The organism is Streptomyces sp. CNS606, from assembly GCF_000426325.1.
Genome location: NZ_KE384522.1, coordinates 24,623 through 48,874, shown reverse-complemented (window position 1 = coordinate 48,874; position 24,252 = coordinate 24,623). Strand labels below are relative to the sequence as shown.

The 24,252-nt window shown below is 73.3% G+C and carries 22 protein-coding genes and 1 riboswitch; of the genes, 12 read left to right on the top strand and 10 right to left on the bottom strand.

Annotation, left to right across the window (positions count from 1 at the left end; translation table 11 throughout):
- Window positions 1-238 precede the first annotated feature (238 nt).
- Window positions 239-1,720 carry an NsdA family TPR-like regulatory protein gene (locus K304_RS0124920; RefSeq protein WP_027765927.1) on the bottom strand — a complete coding sequence of 494 codons (1,482 nt, stop codon included), beginning with the start codon at window positions 1,718-1,720 and terminating at the stop codon, window positions 239-241.
- Window positions 1,721-2,075: 355 nt separating this feature from the next.
- Here K304_RS0124920 and K304_RS31180 point away from each other — a divergent pair, with 355 nt between their 5' ends.
- Both K304_RS31180 and K304_RS31175 read left to right on the top strand, forming a co-directional pair.
- A complete protein-coding gene (locus tag K304_RS31180) occupies window positions 2,076-2,519 on the top strand; it encodes an SsgA family sporulation/cell division regulator (RefSeq protein WP_037791974.1) in 444 nt (147 codons plus the stop codon).
- 121 nt (window positions 2,520-2,640) lie between these two features.
- Entirely contained in the window at window positions 2,641-3,507 is an 867-nt protein-coding gene (locus K304_RS31175) for a class I SAM-dependent methyltransferase (protein ID WP_078529701.1), read from the top strand.
- Here K304_RS31175 and K304_RS31170 read toward each other — a convergent pair.
- Window positions 3,498-4,157: a PAS and ANTAR domain-containing protein gene (locus K304_RS31170; protein ID WP_051308825.1), complete on the bottom strand. Its 660-nt coding sequence runs from the start codon at window positions 4,155-4,157 to the stop codon at window positions 3,498-3,500. The genes K304_RS31175 and K304_RS31170 overlap by 10 nt on opposite strands.
- A 328-nt stretch (window positions 4,158-4,485) precedes the next feature.
- Here K304_RS31170 and K304_RS31165 point away from each other — a divergent pair, with 328 nt between their 5' ends.
- The 3 genes from K304_RS31165 (at window position 4,486) to K304_RS0124890 (ending at window position 8,344) form a co-directional block, all read left to right on the top strand.
- Window positions 4,486-6,093, top strand: coding sequence for a DHA2 family efflux MFS transporter permease subunit (locus tag K304_RS31165; RefSeq protein ID WP_486591802.1), 1,608 nt, complete (start codon window positions 4,486-4,488; stop codon window positions 6,091-6,093).
- Between the two features lie 169 nt (window positions 6,094-6,262).
- Window positions 6,263-7,063, top strand: a complete 801-nt coding sequence (locus tag K304_RS0124895) for an SAM-dependent methyltransferase (protein WP_027765926.1) — start codon at window positions 6,263-6,265, stop codon at window positions 7,061-7,063.
- 255 nt (window positions 7,064-7,318) lie between these two features.
- Window positions 7,319-8,344, top strand: coding sequence for a LacI family DNA-binding transcriptional regulator (locus tag K304_RS0124890; protein WP_027765925.1), 1,026 nt, complete (start codon window positions 7,319-7,321; stop codon window positions 8,342-8,344).
- A 28-nt stretch (window positions 8,345-8,372) separates the two neighbouring features.
- Here K304_RS0124890 and K304_RS0124885 read toward each other — a convergent pair whose 3' ends face one another.
- Together K304_RS0124885 and K304_RS0124880 are read right to left on the bottom strand one after the other, a co-directional pair.
- Window positions 8,373-8,897: a hypothetical protein gene (locus K304_RS0124885; protein WP_027765924.1), complete on the bottom strand. Its 525-nt coding sequence runs from the start codon at window positions 8,895-8,897 to the stop codon at window positions 8,373-8,375.
- Window positions 8,898-8,955: 58 nt separating this feature from the next.
- The gene (locus K304_RS0124880; RefSeq protein ID WP_027765923.1) at window positions 8,956-9,867 is read right to left on the bottom strand and encodes a hypothetical protein; all 912 of its coding nucleotides are present in this window, start codon (window positions 9,865-9,867) and stop codon (window positions 8,956-8,958) included.
- Between the two features lie 158 nt (window positions 9,868-10,025).
- Between K304_RS0124880 and K304_RS0124875 the strand changes: the two genes are divergently transcribed.
- Entirely contained in the window at window positions 10,026-10,853 is an 828-nt protein-coding gene (locus tag K304_RS0124875; RefSeq protein ID WP_037791972.1) for a helix-turn-helix domain-containing protein, read from the top strand.
- Window positions 10,854-10,954: 101 nt separating this feature from the next.
- A complete protein-coding gene (locus K304_RS0124870; RefSeq protein WP_027765921.1) occupies window positions 10,955-12,001 on the top strand; it encodes a hypothetical protein in 1,047 nt (348 codons plus the stop codon).
- 17 nt (window positions 12,002-12,018) lie between these two features.
- On the opposite strand, the gene K304_RS34255 is transcribed toward K304_RS0124870, so the two are convergent.
- The 5 genes from K304_RS34255 to gcvT form a co-directional block, all read right to left on the bottom strand.
- Window positions 12,019-12,150: a hypothetical protein gene (locus tag K304_RS34255; protein WP_486591801.1), complete on the bottom strand. Its 132-nt coding sequence runs from the start codon at window positions 12,148-12,150 to the stop codon at window positions 12,019-12,021.
- Between the two features lie 267 nt (window positions 12,151-12,417).
- Window positions 12,418-13,800, bottom strand: coding sequence for an L-serine ammonia-lyase (locus tag K304_RS0124860; RefSeq protein WP_027765920.1), 1,383 nt, complete (start codon window positions 13,798-13,800; stop codon window positions 12,418-12,420).
- Window positions 13,801-13,874: 74 nt separating this feature from the next.
- The gene (glyA, locus tag K304_RS0124855) at window positions 13,875-15,149 is read right to left on the bottom strand and encodes a serine hydroxymethyltransferase (RefSeq protein ID WP_027765919.1); all 1,275 of its coding nucleotides are present in this window, start codon (window positions 15,147-15,149) and stop codon (window positions 13,875-13,877) included.
- A gap of 61 nt (window positions 15,150-15,210) precedes the next feature.
- Entirely contained in the window at window positions 15,211-15,591 is a 381-nt protein-coding gene (gene gcvH / locus K304_RS0124850; RefSeq protein WP_027765918.1) for a glycine cleavage system protein GcvH, read from the bottom strand.
- Between the two features lie 88 nt (window positions 15,592-15,679).
- Window positions 15,680-16,822 carry a glycine cleavage system aminomethyltransferase GcvT gene (gcvT, locus tag K304_RS0124845; RefSeq protein ID WP_027765917.1) on the bottom strand — a complete coding sequence of 381 codons (1,143 nt, stop codon included), beginning with the start codon at window positions 16,820-16,822 and terminating at the stop codon, window positions 15,680-15,682.
- Between the two features lie 144 nt (window positions 16,823-16,966).
- Window positions 16,967-17,078, bottom strand: a riboswitch (glycine riboswitch).
- Between the two features lie 369 nt (window positions 17,079-17,447).
- On the opposite strand from gcvT, the gene K304_RS31160 reads away from it, so the two are divergent.
- Window positions 17,448-18,092: an AAA family ATPase gene (locus K304_RS31160; RefSeq protein ID WP_037791970.1), complete on the top strand. Its 645-nt coding sequence runs from the start codon at window positions 17,448-17,450 to the stop codon at window positions 18,090-18,092.
- A 474-nt stretch (window positions 18,093-18,566) separates the two neighbouring features.
- On the opposite strand, the gene K304_RS0124835 is transcribed toward K304_RS31160, so the two are convergent.
- Window positions 18,567-19,256 (bottom strand): hypothetical protein, encoded by a 690-nt coding sequence (locus K304_RS0124835; RefSeq protein WP_027765916.1) that lies wholly within the window; start codon window positions 19,254-19,256, stop codon window positions 18,567-18,569.
- 205 nt (window positions 19,257-19,461) lie between these two features.
- On the opposite strand from K304_RS0124835, the gene K304_RS0124830 reads away from it, so the two are divergent.
- From K304_RS0124830 to K304_RS0124815, 4 genes are all read left to right on the top strand, one after another.
- Entirely contained in the window at window positions 19,462-20,253 is a 792-nt protein-coding gene (locus tag K304_RS0124830; RefSeq protein WP_027765915.1) for an enhanced serine sensitivity protein SseB, read from the top strand.
- Between the two features lie 56 nt (window positions 20,254-20,309).
- Window positions 20,310-21,131 (top strand): enhanced serine sensitivity protein SseB C-terminal domain-containing protein, encoded by an 822-nt coding sequence (locus K304_RS0124825; RefSeq protein WP_051308823.1) that lies wholly within the window; start codon window positions 20,310-20,312, stop codon window positions 21,129-21,131.
- A 279-nt stretch (window positions 21,132-21,410) separates the two neighbouring features.
- The gene (locus tag K304_RS0124820; RefSeq protein WP_027765913.1) at window positions 21,411-22,412 is read left to right on the top strand and encodes an ABC transporter permease; all 1,002 of its coding nucleotides are present in this window, start codon (window positions 21,411-21,413) and stop codon (window positions 22,410-22,412) included.
- 56 nt (window positions 22,413-22,468) lie between these two features.
- Window positions 22,469-24,238: an ABC transporter substrate-binding protein gene (locus K304_RS0124815; RefSeq protein WP_037791968.1), complete on the top strand. Its 1,770-nt coding sequence runs from the start codon at window positions 22,469-22,471 to the stop codon at window positions 24,236-24,238.
- Window positions 24,239-24,252: the final 14 nt, after the last annotated feature.

Below are 24,252 nucleotides of genomic sequence, written 5' to 3'. Positions count from 1 at the left end.
GCGGTGCCGGGTGCCTGGTTCGTGCCGTCCCCGTCCGGGCCGTGGGGCTGCGCCGTGCGCACCGGCGCGGCGGAGGGGACCCTCGACCCCGTCGGGCGACACCGGTCGGCCGCGCCCTCCCGCCGCTCGGGCCCGCCTCCCGCTCCGGGGGGCTCGCCCCGCAGCCCTGCGGGCGGCACCGCCGGATCGACGGCTGCGGACGCCTGCGGCGGCTCGGCAGCCTCCGGGTGGTGGTCCGTCATCCCGGTGCGCCTCTTCCGTCGGTGGTGACGTCGGCGAGCCAGTCGCGGGCGCGGGCGTCGAAGTCGAGGGCGGCGCGCGCGCCCCGCAGCCGCAGCGGGGCGAGTTCGGTCCGCATCCGCGCCACCGCGCCGACGAGCCGCGCCGACCGCACGCCCTCCGTCAGATCCAGTGCATGCCCCCATGTGGTGCAGGCGCGCTCGACCTTGCCCTGACGGCACTGCATGGCACCGGTGTGCGCGAGGCTGAGCGCGGCGATGCGGCGCTGCGCCCCGCCGCCGCCGGAGCTCCACTCCGCGCGCGCGAAGTGGGCCTCCGCGAGGGCGGGTTCGCCCAGCGCGGCGGCCGCCTTCCCCAGGTGGTTGCGCACGCAGGCCGCCGACGCCCCCCAGAGCGCGGCCCAGTACGGCAGGGCGCGTTCGTCGGCGCCCTCCCCGAGCCGCAGGGCGCGGGAGGACTCCGCGAACGCCTCCCGGCGCCGCCCCTGCACGGCGAACGCCCGCGCCCGGGTGGCGGCGTAGAGCGACGCCGACGCCGGGTCGGCCCGCGTGCCCAGGCGTTCCAGCGCCGCGTCCATCAGCTGCACCGTGTGCTCGGGACGACCGCACTCCATCCCGTGGTGCGCCATGACGCGCAGCACGAACGCCTCGTGCGCCGGTTCGCCCGCCGCACGGGCGAACGCCAGGGCGCGCAGGTAGTAGCGCTGTGCCAGCCCGGGCCGGTTCCCGTCGTACGCCTTCCAGCCCGCCAGGTACGCCAGGCACCCGGCGGTGGTGAGCATCTGCCGCCGCTGCGTCTCGGAGCGGAACCGTGCGCGGCAGAACGCGGCCACGTCCGAGTGCAGGTACTGCACGACCGCGGACACGCCGTGCCGGCCTCCGTGGCGTTCGTCGGCCAGGGTGAACAGCTCCAGCATGGCGCGTGCCGCGGCGACGTCCCCCGCCCCGGCGCGGGCGCCGCCACCAGCCGTACCCACGACTCCGGCGCGGGCCGCGACCTCCTCCGCCCGGTGCGCCGGCACCGCCGCGAGGGCGACCGCGTAGGCGGCCCGCACCGTCTCCGTACGGCCCGCCAGGTCGTCGCGGGTGAGCCGCGTCAGCGCGGCCACCGGATCCTCACCGAGTGCTCCGCCGTCCGTGGCGAAGGAACCGTCGCCGGGGGATCCGGGCCCGGCCGCCGCCCCGCCGCCGCCCGCGTCCGCGCCACCGCTCGACGTCCCGTACCCCGGTGTGTGCAGGCCGAGTTGCTCCGGCACCAGGGCCCGGCCCAGCCGGCGGGCGAGCGCCTCCGTCAGCGCGCGGGCGGTCGTCGCGGAAGGCCGGGTGCCGGCCACCCAGTGCGCGACCGCGGAGGAGTTGGTGCGCGGCCGGCCGCCGCTCTCGGCGGCCACCGACCTGACGTCCCTGGCGATCTCGGCGTAGGTGCAGCCCGCCTCGTGAATCGCCCGCCGGAGGCGGTCGTTCGGCGTCCTGGTGCCCAAGTTTCGCTCCGTTCGGTGCGGTTAAGCGGATTAAGCGAGTGGGCGGGGAGCAGAGCCTACACACACTCAGCACGGGCTCGTTGACTTTCTGTAAGGAAGAACCCGCGCGAGGTGATCCGTCCCATGGTGGACGGACGTAAGGACGTCGGGACGACGAGAAGGGGCTCGGCCACGCATGCGGTGGTACGGGAGTGACGGCGGTTTCCCGTGGTGTCGGTTTACGCGCTCCCGGCGACGGACACTCCGCGAGCCGAGGAGAACGGCTCCGGGAGCGGCGCGGAGCCGGAAGGCGACCCGGCGAGAGCGGGATCGGGGTGCGGCGGGCCGCCGCACCGACGGGGAAGGCGGGAAGAACATGTATGTCGCGGTCGAACGTGAGCTGGAGTTCTGGCTGGCGATGTCGCCCAGGCGCGGCATCCCGGTGCCGGCGCGGCTGAGTTACCGGGAGGACGATCCGCTCGCGGTGCACTTCACCTTCCACGTCGGCACCGAGGCGCCGGTCGAGTGGAGTTTCGCGCGCGACCTGCTGGCCGAGGGGCTGCGCAGACCCTGCGGGCGCGGCGACGTGCGGCTGTGGCCGACGACCGTCGCCGGCCGCGCGGTGCTGTACGTGGCGCTCGCCTCGCTCGACGGTGACGCGTTGCTGACCGCGCCCGCCGAAGAGGTGCGCTCCTGGCTGCACCTCACGCACCGGCTGGTCGCCCCCGGCACCGAGTCCGTCGCCCAGGCGCTGGACGCGGAACTGGACGCCGTACTGGCCGCTGCGCCGACGAGCGAGGCGCCGACCGACGACCTGTAGCCCGGGCCGGACGGGAGCGAGGGGTCCGCGCACGAAGCGTGAACGCGCGCTGAGGGCCACTCGGCTCAGGGCGAACGCGCGTCCTGTGGACGGCTCCCGCGCCCTGCGGCAGCCTGGGATCATGACGGTGGGCTTCAGCGGCGACGTCGCCGAGTACTACGCGAAATACCGGCGCGGCTACCCGGAGCAGGCGCTGGACGCCCTCCAGGAGACGTTCGCGCTGACCCGCGACGACCTCGTGCTGGACCTCGGGTGCGGCACCGGACAGCTCGCCGTGCCCCTCGCCGCTCGCGTCCGCGCCATCCTGGGCCTCGACCCCGAGCCCGACATGCTGCGCCTCGCGCGCGCCACGGCCGCCGAGCAGGGCGTGCACAACGTCTCCTGGCTGCTCGGCGCCGACACCGACGTCCCGGCGCTGGGCGCGGCCCTCGGCCCCCGAGCCCTGGGGGCGGCCGTGATCGGCCAGGCCGTGCACTGGATGCGCCACGAGGAGCTGTTCCGCGCCCTCTCCCCGCTGATCCGCCCCGGCGGAGGCGTCGCGGTGCTGGCCAACGGCACCCCGCTGTGGCTCCAGGACACCGACTGGTCGAGATCCCTCCGCGACTGCCTGGAGGCGTACTTCCGCCAGCCGCTGCGCGCCACCTGCGGCACCGGAGACCAGGACCGCCTGGACTACGCCCGGGGACTGCGCGACGCCGGGTTCACCGGCGTGCGGGAGCTGGCCGTGGAGTACGAGGACCGGCTCGGCGTGGACCAGCTCGTCGGCACCGTCTTCTCGGCCATCCCCGCGGAGGACCTGCCCGCGCCGCCCGACCGCCCGGCACTCGCCGCGCGCATCCGCGCCGCGCTGCCGGACGTGCGCCACGTCATCGAGTCGGTGCGGGTGTCCCTGGTGGTCGGCCGGGCGCCCCACCCTGTGTCGCCGGACAACGCGGGCGCGCCGCCCGGAGAACGGCCCGCACGAACCTTTCCGGCCGCTCAGGCGTAGAAGGCCCGCTCCAGGCGGCGGCGCAGCTCCGTACGCAGACTGCCCGGCGGAGCCGGAGCCGCCGCCACGAGCGAGGCGGCGATGTCCCGCAGCCGGGTGTTGGTGTGCTGCGAGTGCCGCCGCAGGATGGCCAGCGCCGCCTCGGCGTCCACGCCGTACACGCCCATCACGATGCCCCGCGCCAGGTCGACGTCCTCCTGGCTGTCGCGGGCCGCGGCGATCGCCTCGTCCGCGATCTCGCGCACCTGGCGGTTGACGGCATCGGTGACGTCGACGAAGAAACCGCGCAGGCCGATCAGGCGGCCGTCGGCGTCCGACTGGCCGTCGCCGACGACGACCACCCGGCGCACCCGGCCGTCCGCGGCGACGATCCGGTGGTAGCAGCTGTACGGTTCGCCGTCCGCGAGGCACCCCTCCAGCAGCGCGCGGGCGTGCTCGCGGTCGTCCCGGTGCTGGTGCTCCCGCAGCAGCTTGGTGGTCGGGGTCACCTGGCCGGGGGTGAGGCCGTGCAGGATGAAGACCTCGTCCGACCACCACCACGAGTCGGCGACGACGTCGTAGCGGTAGACCCCCGTCAGTTCGCCCGTCGGCTCACCCGTCGGTTCACCCGACGGCTCTGTGACCTCGGCGACCTCGGCATCCTCGGCCATCGGACCTCCCGCACCCTCCCCGGCCTTCCACGGACCCCCGTCACGCTGCCCAACCTACCTCGCGCGGACCACGGGCACAGGCCCGGTCGGTGCCCGGAACAGGCGAATCGAGGCCCGCCGCGGGAATACGAGGCCGAGGGACGGTTACACGACAGGGAGCCCGCTCGGTCAGAAAGCGGCCCTGTGGGACAGCGTGGGTCGGTGTCGTCCGCGGCGGCACCCCCACGCGACCCGAAGCGGGGCCGGCCGGCCCCCGCCGCAATCGTGCGTCCGTCCCGCCGCCCACCGCGCCCGTTTCGCCTCCGGGCGACCGGCCACCCGTAGGCGCGTGACCGCCTCCTCCGCTCCCGACTCCTCCGCTCCCGGCACCGTCGCCCACGGCTCCGCCGCGGGCCGGTGGGTGCTGGCCGCCACCGTGCTGGGCTCCGCGATGGGCTTCCTGGACGCGACGGTCGTCAACGTCGCGCTCCCCGCGATCGGGGACGACCTCGACGCCGACGTGTCCGAACTCCAGTGGGTGCTGGACGGCTACCTGCTCACCCTCGCCGCACTGATCCTGCTCGGCGGCTCGCTCGCCGACCGCTACGGACGCCGACGCGTCTTCTCCGCGGGCGTGGTCTGCTTCACGCTGCCCTCCGTGCTGTGCGCCCTCGCCCCCGACCCGCTGACGCTGATCATCGCCCGTGCGCTCCAGGGCGTCGGCGCGGCACTGCTGACGCCCGGCAGCCTGGCCATCATCCAGGCCGCCTACCGGCCGGAGGACCGGTCCCGCGCCATCGGGGCCTGGTCGGCGCTCTCCGGCGTCGCCTCCGCGCTCGGGCCGCTCGTCGGCGGCTACCTGATCGACGCGCTGTCCTGGCGCTGGATCTTCCTGATCAACGTGCCCATCGGCCTCCTCGTGCTGGCCGCCGCCGCACGGCACGTGCCGGAGAGCCGCGACCCCACCGTCACCGGCCGCCTGGACCTGCGCGGCGGGCTGCTGGCCACGCTCGCCCTGGGCTGCCTCACCTACGCCCTGATCGAAGGTCCGCGTGGCCACCTCTCCGCCTGGGTGATCGGCGCGGCCCTCCTCGTCGGCCTCGTCGCCTCGGCCGCCTTCGTGGTCACCGAACGGCGGGCGCGGACGCCGATGCTGCCCTTCGCGGTCTTCTCCTCGCGGCAGTTCCTCGCCGCAAACGCGGTCACCGTCGTCGTGTACGCGGCGCTCGGTGGCGTCTTCTTCCTGCTCGTGGTCTTCCTGCAGACCTCGCTCGGCTACTCGCCGCTCGAGGCGGGGATCGCCTCGCTGCCGGTGACCCTGCTGATGCTGCTGCTCTCCTCCCGCGCCGGCGGGCTGGCGCAGCGCATCGGCCCGCGCCTGCCGCTCACCGTCGGGCCGCTGCTGCTGGCCTGCGGCATGCTGCTGATGCTGCGCATCGAGGCGGGCAGCGGCTACGCGACCGCCGTGCTCCCGGCCGTCGTCGTCTTCGGCCTGGGCCTGTCCGCCACCGTCGCCCCCGTCACCGCCACCGTCCTCGCCGCCGCCCCCGCGGAACACTCCGGAGTGGCCTCCGGCATCAACAACGCCGTCTCCCGCGTCGCCCAGCTCGCCGCCGTCGCCGCGCTCCCGCCGCTCGCCGGGATCGCGGGTCGCGACTTCACCGACCCCGGCGCCCTGACCGACGGCTTCCACACGGCCATGCTGATCACCGCGGCTGTCGCCGCCGCCGGTGGCCTCCTCGCCCTCTTCACCATCCGGGGCGACGTCCTCGCGGAGCCCGCTGCGCCCCCGGAGCCCCCGGAACCCGTGCCGCCGGGCGCACCCCCGGCAGACGAGGCGGAACGGGAGCGGGAGGCCGCGCCGCGCACCGTGAAGCGTGCGGCGGCCGAACCCTGCCCGTACGAGTGCCCGATGGCCGGCGCTCCGCTCCGCGCGCCCCCGCCCGGAGAGCGCTGAGCGCGTTCCGCCCCCGGGGGCGGAACGGGCCGCCGTCGGGCGGTACCGCACCGGGTCCGGGCAGTTCCCGCCGGAGGGCCGGGGCGACGAATACGACCGGGCGTTCCCGCGAAGCGCCCCGGTCGGCGAGACTGCTGGCAACAGACCGTCACCACCGAGGAGCAGCCCGATGACCGACGATCCTTCCCCCGCCTTCGACGCCTCCGTGCCGCACTCCGCGCGCATCTGGAACTACCTCCTGGGGGGCAAGGACAACTACCCCGTCGACCGGGCGGCCGGGGACAAGATCTGCGAACTCTTCCCCGGCATGGTCGACGTGACCCGGCACTCGCGCGCGTTCATCGGACGCACCGTCCGCCACTTGGCGGGGGAGGAAGGCATACGGCAGTTCCTGGACATCGGCACCGGTCTCCCCACGGTCGACAACACCCACGAGATCGCCCAGCGGGTGGCCCCCGAGTCGCGGATCGTCTACGTCGACAACGACCCCCTCGTCCTGGTGCACGCCGAAGCCCTGCTGACCAGCCGTCCGGAGGGCGTGACGGCATACATCGAGGCCGATGCGCGCGACCCGGAGAGCATCCTGGAACAGGCTGCGGAGACCCTCGACTTCTCCCGGCCGGTCGGCCTGATGCTGATGGGCATCCTCGGCCTGGTCCCGGACTACGACCAGGCCCGGTCGGTCGTCTCCCGGCTGATGGAAGCCCTCCCGCCGGGCAGCTACCTCGGGCTGAACGACGGCACCAGCACCGACCCCGCGTACGTCGAGGCCATCCGTCGCCACAACGCGTCCAAGCCGGCCGCGCCGTACGCGCCCCGCACCCCGGAGCAGCTCGCCGGTTATTTCGAGGGCCTGGAGATGCTGGAGCCCGGCGTGGTGACCTGCTCCCGCTGGCGCCCGGAGGCCATGCCGTGGGGCGAGCCGCCCGAGGTCGCCTGCTACGGGGGAGTCGGCCGCAAGAACGGCTGAACGTCCCACTCGCTCCCCGCCCCCGGCGTGGGGGAGGGGCCCCGCCGCGCCTGTCCGCAACGGCGCGGCGGGGCGGCCCCGGCCGTTTCCGGAACGGCCCGCGGCATGGCGGGAGCGCTCCCACGATCCCCGGGCGTATTCTTCCTCCTGTACGACGGGCCCGGCGCTCAGCAGGGGTTCTCGACGGCCAGGAGTGCTGGGAGCGCTCTCACGAAGGGTGCTCGCGGACCCGGAAGAAGTCGGCAGGAGGCCGTCATGGTGCAGCGGAGGCCGGCAGGGCGGCCCACCCTGGAGGAGGTCGCGGCCCGCGCCGGAGTCGGGCGCGGGACCGTCTCCCGCGTGGTCAACAAATCGCCCCGGGTCCGGGAGTCGACGCGCCTCGTCGTCGAGCAGGCGATCGCCGAACTCGGCTACGTCCCCAACCGCGCCGCCCGCGCCCTGGCCGGCAACCGCACCGACGCCATCGCCCTGGTGATCCCCGAGCACCAGAAACGCCTGTTCGCCGAACCGTACTTCTCCGACCTCATCCACGGCGTGGGGGACGAACTCGCCGACAGCGAGATGCAGTTGCTGCTGACCTTCGTCCGCTCGGACAAAGAACGCCGACGCTTCGTGCAGTACGCCCGCGCCGGACGGATCGACGGCGTCCTGCTCGCCTCCATGCACGTCGACGACCCGCTGCCCGACACCCTCGCCGCACTCGGCGTGCCCACCGTGATGAGCGGACGCCGCTCCGCCGAGGAGCCCTGCTCCTACGTCGACAGCGACAACGTCGGCGGCGCGAGGGCCGCGGTCCGGCACCTCCTCGACTCCGGGCGGACCACCGTCGCCAGCGTCGCCGGACCCGCCGACATGTACGTCGCCCAGTGCCGCCTGGCCGGCTACCGGCAGGCGCTCGACGCCGCAGGACGGCCGTACGACCCCGCGCTGGTGGCCGCGGCCGACTTCACCGAAGCCGGCGGACGGGCCGCCACCGAACGGCTGCTGCGCGACGCACCCGGACTGGACGCCGTGTTCGCCGCCTCCGACCCGATGGCGCTCGGCGCGCTCGGAGCCCTGCGGGCCGCCGGCCGCAGGGTGCCGGAGGACGTGGCCGTCGTCGGGTTCGAGGACTCCGCACTCGCCCGCCACTCCGACCCCCCGCTGACCACCGTCCGCCAGCCCATCGAGGAGATGGGCCGCACCATGATCCGCGTCCTCCTGGAGGAGATCGCGACGCCCGGCACCGCGTGGCGCCACGTCATCCTGCGCACCGAGCTGGTCCACCGCGCCTCGGCGTGACCGGAGCCGCCCCCCGCGACGGCTCCGGTCACGCCTCCGGCGCGGAACCGCCCCCCGGCCGGAGGCTCTCCGCGACGCGTGCGAGCGCACGCGGCGCCGGAATCCACGCCCCCGGAGCCGCGCCCGGGCGGCGGGACGCCCGCCACGCCTGGTGGGCCGCGTGCAGACCGGTCTCCAGGTCCACGATCTCCCGGCTCCCGACCATGCAGAACGCCTCCACCAGCGGCACGAGTCCGCCGTCGGCGTGGTCGGCGCGCTCCATCCGGGCCAGCAGCTCGACCCGGCGCCGCAGCGCGTGGTCCAGGTCCGGGCGCAGCAGCGCCGGCAGCCCCTCCTCCCGCTCGCCCGTGCGGGGCCGGGCATCGGGGCCCGCGTCCGAGCCCCTGCCCGCGTCGGTGTCGGTGTCGGTGTCGGTGCGGTACCACCACCGGCCGTCCCGGCCGCGGGCGAGCTGGCCACGCGGCGCCGCGGGCCGCGGCGAGCGGAGCGGGCGGTAGACGGTGAGCGCCTCGGCGTCGGGCGGACGCCGGACGCTTCGGGGGAGCAAGGGCATGGGACGGCCTTCCTCACAGGTGGGCGTGTGACGGTCGGTGCGGGCGGGCGGCTGCTTCTCAGCCCGTCGGAGCGCTGGTCGGCTGACGGGGGATGAAGAGGGAGCCGGGCGCGGGTGCGGCCGCCGGCGGCCGCGCGGCCCGCCGCGCCAGCAGCGCCGTCTGCGTGGTCGCGAGCACCAGCACCTCGAGCAGGTGGTCCGGCCAGGGCCCGGCCTCACGGCCCCGGACGCCCGCCAGCACCGCGAACGGCCCCCGGTCGCCGACCGCGGCGAGCAGCACGTGATCCCCGCCCGCCGTACGCACGGCGGCACCGGACGGGCCGGTGCCGTGCGCACGGGCCTCCAGCAGCGCCTCCTCGCACCCGTCGCCGGCCAGCAGCCGCCAGCCCGTGCTCGACGGCTCGGCGAGGTAGACACCGGCGTCCGTGGACTCCCCGAGGTGCGCCAGCAGGCCGTCCGGCCCGTCTCCCGCGCGGTACAGGCCGTCCACGCAGCGCATCAGGGCGGCCAGCCGCAGGGCGTGGGCGGCGGCCGCGTGGTGACGGGCCGCCCGTACCGCCGCGACGACCTGCCAGGCCGGCGCCGGGCGTACCGGGACGAGCAGCGGCAGCCCGGCCGCGGACGTGGCCTCGCCGAGCGCCGACACCGTGCCCGGGTCCGGCGGCTCGTGCCCCGGCCCGGCCAGCACCACCGCTCCGGCCCGCTGCCGGGTGAGGATCCGCGCCACGTCGCCCACCCGGGCACCGGCACGGCACGCGTCGGGCGGAAGAACGGCGAGCGCCCCGGGCCGCAGGTCACGAGGGGAGGAGCCGTCGGCCCCGCACACCTCCGCCTGCTCCACGGTGTACCGGCCGTGCTCCTCGGCCCGCCCCGGCACCGGGTAGAGGTACGTCAACAGCGGGTTCCCGCCGTCCGTCAGGTCGCGAAGGGTCAGCACGTCCGGCCTCCCGGGCAGGTCGAGGACGGGCATCGCGCTCCCGGCCGACTTTCACGAAACGGCCGTGCCCACGATGCGGCGCCGGGCGGGACGGCCCGACTGTCACGAGCGTGTCAAGCCCACCTGCGGCTTTCCCAGAGCGACTTTTTCCCCGTGAATAATGTCAGGGAAAGGCCGAGAAGGGACGGAACATGAAACGTGCAGGTCAGCCCGAGAAACTGCAGAACCTTCTCCGCGCCGCGCGCGCCCGCGTGTCACCCGAACAGGTGGGGCTCACCGCCCCCGCGGACCCCCGCGGACGGCACGCCGAGGGCCTCACCCAGAACGACATGGACACCCTGCTCGCCGCCCGCCCCGACACGTACGCCCGGCTGGAACGCGGAAAGATCCAGCGCCCCTCCCGCGAACTCCTCGAAGGCGTCGGCCGCGCCCTGGAACTCACCGCGACCGAATGGCGGGAACTGTGGGCCTACGCGCTCGGCCAGGAGCCGCCGGACGTCCTCGACCCGCACGCGGACACCCACATCCCCCAGGTGTGGCACCGCATCTGCGGCGAACTGGCCAGCATGGCCTACATCATCAGCGGCGACTGGACCCTGCTCGGCCACAACCCCGCGTTCACCGAACTCTTCCCCGGCGCACGGCCGCCGAGCAACGTCCTCCGCTGGATGCTGCTCGACGACGAGGCACGCGGACGCACCCTGGTCGACTGGGAGACCGCGTGGGCCCCGGCCGTCATGTCGCAACTCCGCATCGCGCACGCCGCCCGCCCCTACCAGCACACGCTCACCCGCATCGTGCACGAGGTGATGGACGACCCGGTCGCCGGCCCGCTCTACCGGCGCGACCCCCGCGCCGAGATGCACCCCGACGGCGACGTACGTCCCCTCCACCACCCTCGCCTCGGCCCCGGCCACGCCCACATCGGCGCCGCCAACCTGATCGCCGCCGCGGGCGCCCGCTTCATGGTCGTCCACTTCACCCCCGGCCCCGCCGCCCCCGTTCCGGCCCCTTCCTGAGCCCAGGGCGGTGTTCCCCTCGGCCCCGGTTCTCCCTACGCTCGAACCGGAGTGCCGGTACATTCGCTTCGCCCGCCACGGGCTCCGAAGCTGGGGGGAACATGACGGTCGCGTACTCGGCCCGGCCCGAGGTCGCCGTACCCGCGCACGAGGTGACCACGGACCAGATCCTCGCCGACATCACGGCGAGACACCCCGGGCACCCCAAGCTCGCGGCCATCCGGCGCGTGATATCCCGCCTCGGCGTCGAACGCCGTCGGTTCATGCGCCCGCTGCCCGAGGTCACCGGCACGACCGAGATCGCCGCACGCAACCGGCAGGCCTACGAGGACGCCCGGGACCACGCCGTGCCGGCCGTCTCCCGCCTGCTGGACCGCACCGGCACCGACCCCTCCCGCGTGGACGCCGTCGTCACCAGCCACACCACCTCCTGGACCTCCCCCGGTCTCGACGTGGCGCTCTGCAACGCGTTCGGACTCCGCCCCGACGCCGCCCGCGTCCCCATGGGCAGCCTCGGCTGCGTCGGCGGCGCGCACGCCCTCGCCCGCGCCGCGGACCTCCTGCGCACCGGCCGCGCCGAAACGGTCCTGGTGGTCGTCGCCGAGACGCTGAGCACCGTCTACCAGCACGCCGACACCACGCTCGAAGCCATGATCTACAAGGCGCTGTTCGGCGACTCCGCCGCCGCCACCCTCGTCACCCGCGCACCGGCCGGCCCGGGCTTCGCCGTCACCGACCACACCGAGATCCTGCTGCCCCACAGCACCGACCGCTACCGCGGCCGACTCGACGCCGGCGGCCTCCACTTCGACTCCACCGGCGCCGCGCTCACCGCCACCGGCGACGTCCTGCCCCACCTGCGGCCCTGGCTCGACACCCACCCCGCCTCCGCGTGGGCCGTCGTCCACCCCGGCGGACCGCGCATCCTCACCGACACGGCCGCAGCCCTCGGCCTCGACGCCGAACGCGACCTCCGCCACTCCTGGCACAGCCTCCGTGAACGCGGCAACCTCGGCGGCGCCGCCGTCCTCGACGTCCTCGCCCGACACCACGACGACCCGCCCCCGCCCGGCGCCCCCGGCCTCCTCCTCGCCTACGGCCCCGGCTTCACCGCCACCGCCCTCACCGGCCACTGGCACACGCCCTGACGCCCCATGATGCTGACTCAGCGCTCGAGCCGGCTCGGAAAGGGGAAGTAGCCCTCCAGGAAGCCCCCGATCCTCGCAGCAACGGCCTCCTGCTGCTCCGGAGGCGTGTGCACGTCGTTCAGCCGGCGCGGTGTCTGCCCGCCCGTCACGATGTAGACGTTGCATACGAAGGGCGGGTACTTCTCCAGGGAGCGCGCAGGGGGTACTTCAGCTCGTCGTGATCCGTGTACCGCGAAGCGCCGGTCTCGCGGGCGGGTACGCCGGACCCATCTCCGGTGGGGTACTTCTCCCGCTTGGCGCGGGGCTCCGGATCGGCTCCGTCCACGGAAGGCGGAGAAGGCCGTGGCCGGTCGGACTGCGGCCCGGGAGGAACCGCAGCCCGGCGAGAGCGGCTGCGGTCCCCGCGACCCAAGCCCTCAGCACTCGATGACGTTGACGGCGAGGCCGCCGCGGGCGGTCTCCTTGTACTTGACCTTCATGTCGGCGCCGGTGTCCTTCATCGTCTTGATGGCCTTGTCCAGCGAGACGTGGTGGCGGCCGTCGCCCCGCAGGGACATGCGCGCGGCGGTGACGGCCTTGACCGACGCCATGCCGTTGCGCTCGATGCAGGGGATCTGGACGAGGCCGCCGACCGGGTCGCAGGTGAGGCCGAGGTTGTGCTCGATGCCGATCTCGGCGGCGTTCTCGACCTGTTCGGGGGAGCCGCCGAGGATTTCGGCGAGGCCGCCGGCGGCCATGGAGCAGGCCGAGCCGACCTCGCCCTGGCAGCCGACCTCGGCGCCGGAGATGGAGGCGTTCTCCTTGAAGAGCATGCCGATGGCGCCGGCCGCCAGCAGGAAGCGCACAACCGTTTCGTCATCGGTGCCGGGGACGAAGTTCATCGCGTAGTGCAGGACGGCCGGGATGATGCCGGCCGCGCCGTTCGTCGGGGCAGTGACGACGCGGCCGCCCGCGGCGTTCTCCTCGTTGACGGCCATGGCGTAGAGGGTGACCCACTCCATGGCGTGCGCTTCGGCGTTGCGCTCGGCGCGCAGCTGGCGCGCGGAGGTCGCGGCGCGGCGGCGGACCTTGAGGCCGCCGGGGAGGATGCCCTCCTGAGCGAGCCCGCGCGCGACGCACGCCTGCATCACGCGCCAGATCTCCAGCAGCCCTTCGCGGATCTCGGCCTCGGTGCGCCAGGCCTTCTCGTTCTCCAGCATCAGCGCGGAGATGGACAGGCCGGTCTCCTGCGTCAGGCGCAGCAGTTCGTCGCCGGTGCGGAACGGGTACCGCAGCTCGGTGTCGTCCAGCTTGATGCGGTCCTCGCCGACGGCGTCCTCGTCGACGACGAAGCCGCCGCCGACCGAGTAGTAGGTCTTCTCCAGCAGGGGGGCGCCGTCCTCGTCGTAGGCGCACAGCGTCATGCCGTTGGCGTGGTACGGGAGGGAGCGGCGGCGGTGGAGGATCAGTTCCTTCGACTCGTCGAACGCGATCTCGTGCGCGTCGCCTATCTCGGCGGCGAGGAGGCGGAGCCGGCCGTCGTGGCGGATGCGCTGCACCCAGGCGTCGGCCTGCTCGACGTCCACGGTGGCGGGGGAGTGGCCCTCCAGGCCGAGGAGTACGGCCTTGGGAGTGCCGTGGCCGTGGCCGGTCGCGCCGAGGGAGCCGAAGAGTTCCGCCCGCACGGAGGTGGTCTGTGCGAGGACGCCCTCGTTCTTGAGGCGGCGGGCGAACATGCGGGCCGCGCGCATCGGGCCGACCGTGTGCGAGCTGGAGGGGCCGATGCCGATGGAGAAGAGGTCGAAGACGGAGATGGCCATGGTGGGCGGACTCCCTTGTCCGTTGGGGGTGGACGGGCCCGCGCCGGGGTCGCCGGCGCGGGCCCGCCGTGGTGCTACTTGTTCAGACCCGGGTAGAGCGGGTGCTTCGCGGCCAGCGCGCTGACGCGGGCCTTCAGCGCCTGGGCCTTGCCGTCGTCGAAGCCGGGCTTGAGCGCCTCGGCGATGACGTCGGCGACCTCGCGGAAGTCGTCCGCCTGGAAGCCGCGGGTGGCCAGCGCCGGGGTGCCGATGCGCAGGCCGGAGGTGACCATCGGGGGGCGCGGGTCGTTCGGCACCGCGTTGCGGTTGACGGTGATGCCGACCTCGTGGAGGCGGTCCTCGGCCTGCTGGCCGTCCAGGTCGCTGTGCCGCAGGTCGACGAGGACCAGGTGCACGTCGGTGCCGCCGGAGAGCACGGACACGCCGGCGTCGACCGCGTCCTGCTGGAGCAGGCGCTCGGCGAGGATGCGGGCGCCGTCCAGGGTGCGCTGCTGGCGCTCCTTGAACTCCTCGCTCGCCGCGATCTTGAACGACACGGCCTTGGCCGCGATCACGTGCTCCAGCGGGCCGCCCTGCTGACCGGGGAACACCGCCGAGTTGATCTTCTTGGCGAAGTCCTTCTTGGACAGGATCACGCCGCCGCGCGGGCCGCCGAGCGTCTTGTGCGTGGTGGTGGTGACCACGTCGGCGTACGGCACGGGCGACGGGTGGAGCCCGGCGGCGACCAGGCCGGCGAAGTGCGCCATGTCGACCATCAGCAGCGCGCCGACCTCGTCGGCGATGCGGCGGAAGGCGGCGAAGTCGAGCTGCCGCGGGTACGCGGACCAGCCGGCGACGATCATCTGCGGCCGGTGCTCCTTGGCGAGCTGCTCGACCTCGTCCATGTCGACCTGGCTGGTCTTCTCGTCGACGTGGTAGGCGACCACGTTGTAGAGCTTGCCGGAGAAGTTGATCTTCATGCCGTGGGTCAGGTGACCGCCGTGGGCCAGGTCCAGGCCCATGATGGTGTCGCCCGGCTTGAGCAGCGCGAACATCGCCGCGGCGTTCGCGGAGGCGCCGGAGTGCGGCTGCACGTTGGCGGCCTCGGCGCCGAAGAGTTCCTTGATCCGGTCTCGGGCGAGCCGTTCGACGACGTCGACGTGCTCGCAGCCGCCGTAGTAGCGGCGGCCCGGGTAGCCCTCGGCGTACTTGTTGGTCAGCACGGAGCCCTGCGCCTCGAGCGCGGCGACCGGAGCGAAGTTCTCCGACGCGATCATCTCGAGGGTGGACTGCTGGCGGTGGAGTTCGGCGTCGACGGCGGCGGCGACGTCCGGGTCCACCTCGTGCAGGGAGCTGTTCAGAAGAGACATCTGGAGTCCTGGGTCCTTCCGGGGAAAGGGCGGTGCTCGGCGGGCGAGCCCGGTGCGGGCCTCAGCTGCCCGAGGTGAAGGAGGCGTACTCGTCGGCGGAGAGCAGGTCCTCCGGCTCGCCGTCGAGCTTCACCTTGAACAGCCAGCCGCCCTCGAAGGGAGCGGAGTTCACCAGCGACGGGTCGTCCACGACGTCCTGGTTGATCTCGGTGATCTCGCCGGTCACGGGGGCGTACAGGTCGCTGACCGACTTCGTCGACTCCAGCTCGCCGCAGGTTTCGCCCGCGGACACGGTGTCGCCGACCTCGGGGAGCTGCACGTACACGACGTCGCCGAGCGCATCGGCGGCGTGCGAGGTGATGCCGACCGTCGAGACGCCGTCCTCGGCGTCCGACAGCCACTCGTGCTCCTTGCTGTAACGCAGCTGCTGGGGGTTGCTCATGGTGCGATTCTCCTGGAAGGACGCTGTGTGCGGGCGGAAGGGTGCGGATGCTGAGACGGGGGCGGGGCCGCGGGCTGCGGCCCGGCGCTCACTTCTCGCGCTTGTAGAACGGCAGCGCGACGACGTCGTACGACTCGTGGCTGCCGCGGATGTCCACCGCGACGCCCTCGGTGCCGGGCTCGGCGTGCGCCGCGTCCACGTAGGCGATCGCGACGGGCTTGCCCAGAGTGGGGGAGGGCGCCCCGGAGGTGACCTCGCCGATCACCGTACCGTCGGCGGCGGAGACCACCGGGTACCCGGCGCGCGGCACCCGGCGGCCGGTCGCGACCAGGCCGACGAGCTTGCGCGGCGGCGCGGTCTCCGCCTGCTTCGCGGCGGCCTCCAGCGGCTCGCGGCCCACGAAGCGGCCCTCGTTCGTCGTCTTCTCGAACTTCACGATCCGGCCCATGCCGGCGTCGAACGGGGTGGTGGAGGTCGTCAGTTCGTTGCCGTACAGGGGCATGCCGGCCTCCAGACGGAGGGTGTCGCGGCAGCTCAGCCCGCACGGCACCAGGCCGGCGTCCTCGCCCGCGGCCGTCAGCGCCTGCCACACGGTCACGGCGTCGGCGGTGGAGACGAACAGCTCGAAGCCGTCCTCGCCGGTGTAACCGGTGCGTGCGATGAGCGCCTGCACCCCGGCCACGGTGCCGGGCAGCCCGGCGTAGTACTTCAGGCCGTCCAGGTCGGCGTCGGTGACCCGGCCGAGGATGCCCGCGGACGCGGGACCCTGCACGGCGATCAGCGCGTACGCGTCCCGGTCGTCGCGCACGGCCGCGTCGAAACCGGCCTGGCGGGCGACGAGCGCGTCCAGCACGGTCTGCGCGTTCGAGGCGTTGGCGACGACCATGAACTCCGCCTCGCCGGTGCGGTAGACGATCAGGTCGTCGAGGATGCCGCCGTTCTCGTCGCAGATGTGGGTGTAGCGGGCCCGGCCGGCCCTGAGCTTCGACAGGTACCCGACCAGCGCGTAGTCCAGCAGCTCACCGGCCTGCGGTCCGGTGACGGTGATCTCGCCCATGTGGGAGAGGTCGAACAGCCCGGCGCGGGTACGCACCGCCTGGTGCTCGTCACGCTCGCTGCCGTAGCGCAGCGGCATGTCCCAGCCCGCGAAGTCGGTCATGGTCGCACCGAGCTCGCGGTGCACGGCGTCGAGCGCGGTCGTGCGCGGCGGGGTACCGGATGTCGTGCTCATGTGGGGCTCCCAAGGCTGGTGACACGGATGTCCTCCCCATCTGTCATCGGAACCTGAGAGGTTCGCCACGAGCCCGGCAGGGCGGCGGCTTGCACCTTGGGTGGGGCTGCGGCGGCACGCCGCGGCCCGCTTTTCAGATCTGCCTCGTCCTGCGCGGTATCGGGGCCTGAGAGATTCAAGGGAGGATCTTGCTCCTTCGGCGTCCCGACCCGTGTGCCCAGCGGACCACGGGCGGGAACTCTCCCGCGCGGATTCAAGCGGCCGGTATGGAGTTCGGGGGCCATCATTGCACGCCCCCGCCCACGGCGACCCCTGCGGGCGCGGCCCGATTCCTCCGCGCCCGCCCGGCGCCGCGCCGCGACCGCGAGGGGTGGCCGCGCCGCCACGCCCCGCCACGGGACGGCGGGGTCCGGGGCGTGCGCGGGTGGACCGCGCACATGCGCCGCCGGTCACGGGGGACCGCTCGGTGGCCCACCTGCGAAAGCGATCCGCGGGCCGGTCCGTGTCCCGCAGGCCGGGCATGCCCGGGAATCTCCTTGCCGCTCGTTACCTATTCTTGACACTCTCTGGGGGTATGCCGCTCAAGAGCGCCGCGCGTCAGCGGCACCGGAAGGGGAGGCCGCGGGTGGAGAGTCTGCGCAGCGCATATGCGACGGCGGTGGGGGCCGGGGTCCCGGCGCCGGTGGTGCCCGCGGCCGCCGGCCGCGACCTCCGCGGCACGGCCGCGGCCGGCACGCTCCGCTTCCCGGCGGGCGACCTGGTCGTCGTGTCCGGTCTGCCCGGCAGCGGGAAGTCCACGCTGATCGCCCGCACCGTCGTCGGCACCGGGGCGGTGGCCCGCATCGACTCCCAGGACACCCGGGAGCGCTGGCAGCGGCGGCTGCCGCAGCGGCTGCCGTACGGGCTCTACCGGCCCTTCGCCCGCGCCGCGCACTACGCAGGATTGCGGCGTTCGCTGGCCTCCGGCGGCAGTGTGGTGGTGCACGACTGCGGCACGCAGAGCTGGGTGCGGCGCTGGCTGGCGGCCGACGCCCGGCGCCGTGGTCGCGGCCTGCACCTCGTGGTGCTCGACGTGCCGCCGCCCGTCGCGCTCGCCGGGCAGACCGAGCGCGGCCGCACGGTCTCGCGCTACGCCTTCGCCCGCCACCGGCGGGCCCTGGGCCGCCTGCTCGCCGACGTGGAGGCCGGGCGCCTCCCGGACGGCTGCGCCTCCGTGGTCCTCCTGGACCGCGACGCCGCGGCGGCCCTCCTCTCGGTCGCCTTCGAATAGCCCGGCCCCGGCCCGGAGCCCTGTGGCGCGTTCGTGCGGGGGCACCCGCGCCCCGCGCCACCCGCCGCAGGCCCGTTCCGGCCCCGTCCCCGTCGCCCGACGCATGCCATCGGCACCGGGGACGTACGCCCCCGGCCGTCCCCGGTCCTGCCCGGCGGCGCGAGCAGGACCGGGGACGTACGGCGGGCTGCGTTTCCGTACGGAACGGCGCCGTCCGTGCGCCCTGCCGCACCGGCCACGACGGGCCCCGCGAAGGTCCGCGAAGGTCCGCGACGGTCCCGCGACGGGCCTGCGGCGGCGGGTACGGCGCGCGTGGTCGTCGCCGTGTCGCCGCGACCGCGCCGTCGTGGCGCACCCGCCGTCCGGCGCCGGCAGAAGCCGCCGCCCGCACAGCACGTGGCCCGCCGTCCCCGGAGGGGGCGGCGGGCCACGTACGAGGACACTGTGCGGCGCGTCCCGGCGGAGGAGTCGGGCTTACTCCTGGGGAAGCAGCTCCTGCTCCGCGTCGCCGGGGAGCATCTCCAGTTCGGCGTCGCCCGGGGCGAGGCGGTTCTCCGCGAGCTGCGGACCCTCCTCCTGGGCGTCCTGCTCGTCGCGCTGGGCGTTCGGCGCGGCGTCCTGCGGCTGCGACACGCCGTTCATGTCCGGGGCGGGCAGCTCGCCGTCCGCGACGACGGCGGCCATCACGTTGACGGTGGCCTGGACGGTGGCCTCCGCCTCCTTGGCGATGCGGCGCTGGTTGCCGGATTCGGCGGCCTGCAGCAGCTCGTCGACCTGGGCCTCCAGCGCGACCGCGGCGCGCGCGGTCAGGTTCGCGCGGGGGGCGCGGTCCGAGGAGTTCCGGGACTGCTGGGCCTGCAGCGGGGCCAGGGCCTCCTGGACGGCCTTCGCGTGCCGGTCGGCCTCGCGCTGGGACAGCCGGCCCTCGGGGGCGTTGAGCACCGAGTCGATCAGCTCGGCCACGGGGTTCAGGACGTCGCCGGTCTCGCCGAGCACGCGGGTCTGCTGCTGGAGCTCCTGGGCCTTGGGCAGCGGGGCCTGCTGGGCGGCCTGCGGGCGAGGCTCGTCCGCGGCGAAAGCCGTGGCGGCGGTGACGCCGCCGAGCGCGACCGCGCCGGCGAAGGTGGTGGCGAGCACGGCGGATACCGTCTTGTTGACACGCATGGGGACGATTCCTCTCGAATATGCGCGATGGGGCGGGATCCAGATTTCGCCGGATGTGTGCGGCCCGCAACCGGGCGGTCGCGATCCGTGACCGTTCGGGTGAGCGCCGCAGGTGGGCGGTGGTTCCCCCGCACCCCCCTGCGGGCCGGAAGGGGAGCGGCACCGGAGGGGCGTCGAGGCCGGAAGGCGACGCTAGGGTGACCGTATGACCATTCCGCAGCAGCCTCAGCAGCCGCAGCAGTACGGGCCCGGCCACGGCGGAGGCTGGCCCGGCAACGAGCTGGAGGAGACCCTCGCTGCCGCGCTCGGCACCCCCGGCGCGGGCGCACGGCTGCTGGAGGTCCTCGCGCGGAGCAGCGTCTGGGTGCCGCTGCCGGAGGGCGGAGGACCGCAGAACAGCGACCTGAACGTGCCCACGGTCGAACTCGACGGCGCCCCGTACGTCCCGGTCTTCAGCTCGGAGCAGCAGTACCTCCAGGTCGTCGGCGCCCACGTGTCCTTCGCCATCGCTCCGGTGCGGGAGTTCGCCCGCGGCCTGCCCCCGCAGGTGGGCATCGCGGTCAACCCGGAGGGGACCGTCGGCGCCCCGGTGCCGCCGGAGGCCGTCGCCCAGCTCTGCCGGAACACCCCCGCGGAACGGCTCACCGGCGTCTCCGGCGGCGCGCGGATGCGGCTGTTCGAGCCGGACTGGCAGGACGAGCCGGTGGACTTCCTCGCCGCCGCTGCGGGGGAGTTCGCCGTCGTCGCCCCGGTGCGCACCGCGCGCCGGGCGCTCGCCAGCGCCGAGGGTGATCCGCCCGCCCTGTACGTCGGCGTCGAACTCGACCTCCTGGAGCCGGAGTCGAGGCAGGCCGCGCACGACGCACTGGCCCGTGCGCTGGAGCAGGTGCCGGTGAAGTGGCCGGTCCAGCTGGTGCTGCTGGACGCCGCCGAGGACCCGGTGGTCGAGTGGATGCGCCAGTGTGTGCGCCCCTTCTACGTCAGGGCCGACTCGTAAGCTGGTTGGATGGGTACGGGCAAGCGGCGCCCGGCCGGGAGGACCACCGGCGAGAGATGACCACAAGACAAGGGGGCGGCCTCGTGAGCGCGAGTTCCGGTTCGGGTGAATGTGTCGAACAGCTACTGCGCCAGGTGTCGCCCGACCGGTTCGACACCTACGAGGCTCTGCTGCACGCCCTCGCCGACGGCCAGCTGTGGATGCTGCTCTGGCAGGGCACCTCCGGCTCGCACGACGCGCAGTACGGGAACATGGACGTCGACGGGTACGGCTACGCCCCCTGCGTCACCTCCCCCCAGGAGCTCGCCGCCTCCGGCTGGACCCGGGCGCACGAGGTGGTCACCGGCCGCCGTGTCGCCGCCACCCTCTACCGGCAGCGCTGGGGCGTCTGGCTGAATCCGCACGCTCCCGGCGGCGGTGTCGGCATCCCCTGGCTCGACCTGCGCCGCATCGCCACCGGTCTCGACCAGGTGCCCGCCGGCCCCCTGCGGATCAGCGAACCCACCCTCGAACTTCCGCAGTTCTACGCGCTCCTCGCGCAGAACGCGCACCGCACGCCCAACATCCGCGCACTCCGCCGCGCCTGGGTGCAGCCCGCGATGGGGGCGCCGTATCTGGCCATCGGCCACGACCTGTACGAGGACGGCGACCGCGCCGCCGAGGACGTGCGGCTGATGGTGCGCCAGTCCGTCGGCGCGGTGCCGGACGGGCTCGCGGTGTCCAGTGTCGCGATGGCCGACGACTACGACCCCGTGGCGATGTGGCTGCGCGCCAACTCCCGCCCGTTCTTCGACCGTGACGCGCACGCCGGCGCGGCCCCCGGGGGCGTCACCGGCGGCGGCGCGGCGTCCGCACAGGGGTACCCCCGCGCGTACTGACGCGCGATTCGCGCAAACGCCCGTGCAAACGCACGCGGAAGCGGGCAGAACGGCATCCTTCGTACCGCTGACGGAGTCCATGCGTCCGGATACCGGCGCCGGGTGCGGCACATCACAGTTGCGCATCCTTTCCCGGTGAACCCTGGCGGGTGATCGCAGCCCCGATGAAGACTCCCGAGCCATGAGGCCCGACGGCCTCCGAAGCGAACAGCAGTACAAGAGCCGCTACCGCGGCGGGCGTGGGCCGGTCACCACCGGTCGAGAGGGGTCCTCACCACGATGACGGCACCACTGCACGACACGGTCACGGCCGAGGAAGCCGACGAGACCGCGGTTGCCGCTGACACGCCGAAGAAGGACGTGGAGGGGCGTTCGCTGGGCAGAATCGCCTGGAATCGCCTGAAGCGGGACAAGCTCGCCCTCGCCGGCGGCTTCACGGTGCTGTTCCTCGTGCTGGTGGCGATCTTCGCGCCCCTGATAGCCGGCCTGGTCGGCCAGGACCCGTACAAATACCACCAGGACCTGATCGACCCGCTGTTCGGCACCCCGACCGGCTCGCTGGGCGGCATCAGCTCCGAGCACCTGCTGGGCGTCGAGCCGGTCAACGGCCGCGACGTCTTCGTGCGCATCGTCTACGGCGCCCGCGTCTCCCTGCTGGTCGGCTTCCTGTCCGCCATGGTCGCGGTGATCGTCGGCACCGTGATGGGCATCCTCGCCGGCTACTTCGGCGGCTGGATCGACGCCCTGATCAGCCGCGTCATGGACATCCTGCTGGCCTTCCCGCAGCTCCTCTTCATCATCTCGCTCATCGCCGTCATGCCCGACCAGCTCCTCGGCCTGGAGGGCACCGGCGTCCGGCTGTTCGTCATGGTGCTGGTGATCGGCTTCTTCGGCTGGCCCTACATCGGCCGCATCGTCCGCGGCCAGACCCTCTCGCTGCGCGAGCGCGAGTACGTCGAGGCCGCGCAGAGCCTCGGTGCCGGCCGGCGCTACATCCTCTTCAAGGAACTGCTGCCGAACCTGATCGCGCCGATCACCGTCTACACCACGCTGATCATCCCGACCAACATCCTCACCGAGGCCGCCCTCAGCTTCCTGGGCGCCGGTGTGAAACCGCCGACGGCGTCCTGGGGGCAGATGCTCTCCTCCGCCATCGACTACTACGAGCAGGACCCGATGTTCATGGTGGTGCCCGGTGTGGCCATCTTCATCACCGTGCTCGCCTTCAACCTCTTCGGCGACGGCGTCCGCGACGCCCTCGACCCGAAGGGATCCCGCTGACCCCCCATGTATCACCCACGGCCCCTCACCCGTACGGGCCGCCATCACCACGGAGGATGCGCATCGTGAGATTCCTACGCACATCGAGCCGGCGGCGGGCAGCCGCCTCGGCCGCCGTCGTCGCGGCGCTGCTCTCCACGGCCGCCTGTGGCGGCGGCAGCGGCGACGAGGGCGGCGGCAGCGAGGGCGCGGGCCGCAACGCCGGTGTCGGCAAGGTCGCCAACGCGTCCGACGCCAAGGGCGGCACACTGAAGTTCATCGGTACCCAGGACGCCGACTCCTGGGACACCACGCGCGGTTACTACGGCTTCGCGTGGAACTTCATGCGGTACTACACCCGCCAGCTCGTCACCCCGGCCGCCGCACCCGGCGAGAAGGGCCTGGAGCTGAAGCCGGACCTGGCGAAGGGCCTGGCCGAGGTCTCCGACGACGGCAAGACCTACACGTACACGCTCAAGGACGACGTCAAGTGGCAGGACGGCAAGCCCGTCACCTCGATGGACGTCAAGTACGGCATCGAGCGCCAGTGGGCGCAGAGCGTGCTGCCCGGCGGTCCGGTCTACATCAAGCAGACCATGGACCCCGACGGTGAGTTCGAGGGCCCGTACAAGGACAAGGACGGCTTCGCCGGCATCGAGACGCCGGACGACAAGACCATCGTCTTCAACCTCCCGAAGGCCAACAGCGACTTCGAGGAGATGCTGGCGATGCCGTCGGCGTCCCCGGTCCGCGAGGACAAGGACACCCGGTCCAAGTACGGCCAGAACCCGTTCTCCAACGGCCCGTACAAGTTCGAGAACTACGAGCCGAACAAGAGCATCGTCCTGGTGCGCAACAGTGAGTGGGAGCGCGCCAGCGACACCGTCCGCAAGGCGCTGCCGGACAAGATCACGGTCGACCTGATCACCAACGCCAACGAGATGGACAAGCGCCTGATCGCCGGCAACTACGACCTGGACCTCAACGGCACCGGCCTGAGCCCGGCCGGCCGCGCCAACGCGCTGCAGGACCACGAGGCGAACGTGGACAACCCGACCATGGGTTACATCCGCTACGCCGTCTTCCCGCAGCACGTGAAGCCGTTCGACAACATCCACTGCCGGAAGGCCGCCATCTACGGCGCCGACCACAAGTCGATCCAGACCGCCCGCGGCGGCCCGATCGCCGGCGGCGACATCGGCACCAACATGCTCCCCCCGATGGTGCCGGGCTCCGACAAGGACTTCGACATCTACGGCCTGGCCAAGAACGACGGCGCGGCCAACGTGAAGATGGCCAAGGAAGAGCTGAAGAAGTGCGGTAAGCCGAACGGCTTCAAGACCAAGATCGCGGTCCGCAACAACAAGCCGGTCGAGGTCGACTCCGCCGAGGCGCTGCAGGCCTCCCTCGCCGAGGTCGGCATCGAGGCCAGCATCTCGCAGTACGACGGTGCCCAGACCTCCGGCATCATCGGCAACCCCGACGTGGTGAAGAACAAGGGCTACGGCATCATCATTATGGGCTGGGGTCCGGACTTCAACACCGTCCAGGGCTACGGCATGCCGCTGTGGCACAGCGACTACATCCTGGACAACGGCAACAACAACTTCGCCATGATCGACGAGCCGGAGATCGACCAGGCCTTCGAGAACTTCATCGACTCCCAGGACGACGCGGAGAAGACGAAGATCGCCGAGTCCATCAACACCAAGGTGATGGAGGGCGCGTACTACCTGCCCTTCACCTTCGAGAAGATCCTGACCTGGCGTTCGGACCGCGCGACGAACGTCTACTCCACCTACGCCTACAGCGGGCAGTACGACTTCTCCTCTGTTGGCGTCAAGTAACCGACCGGCACACC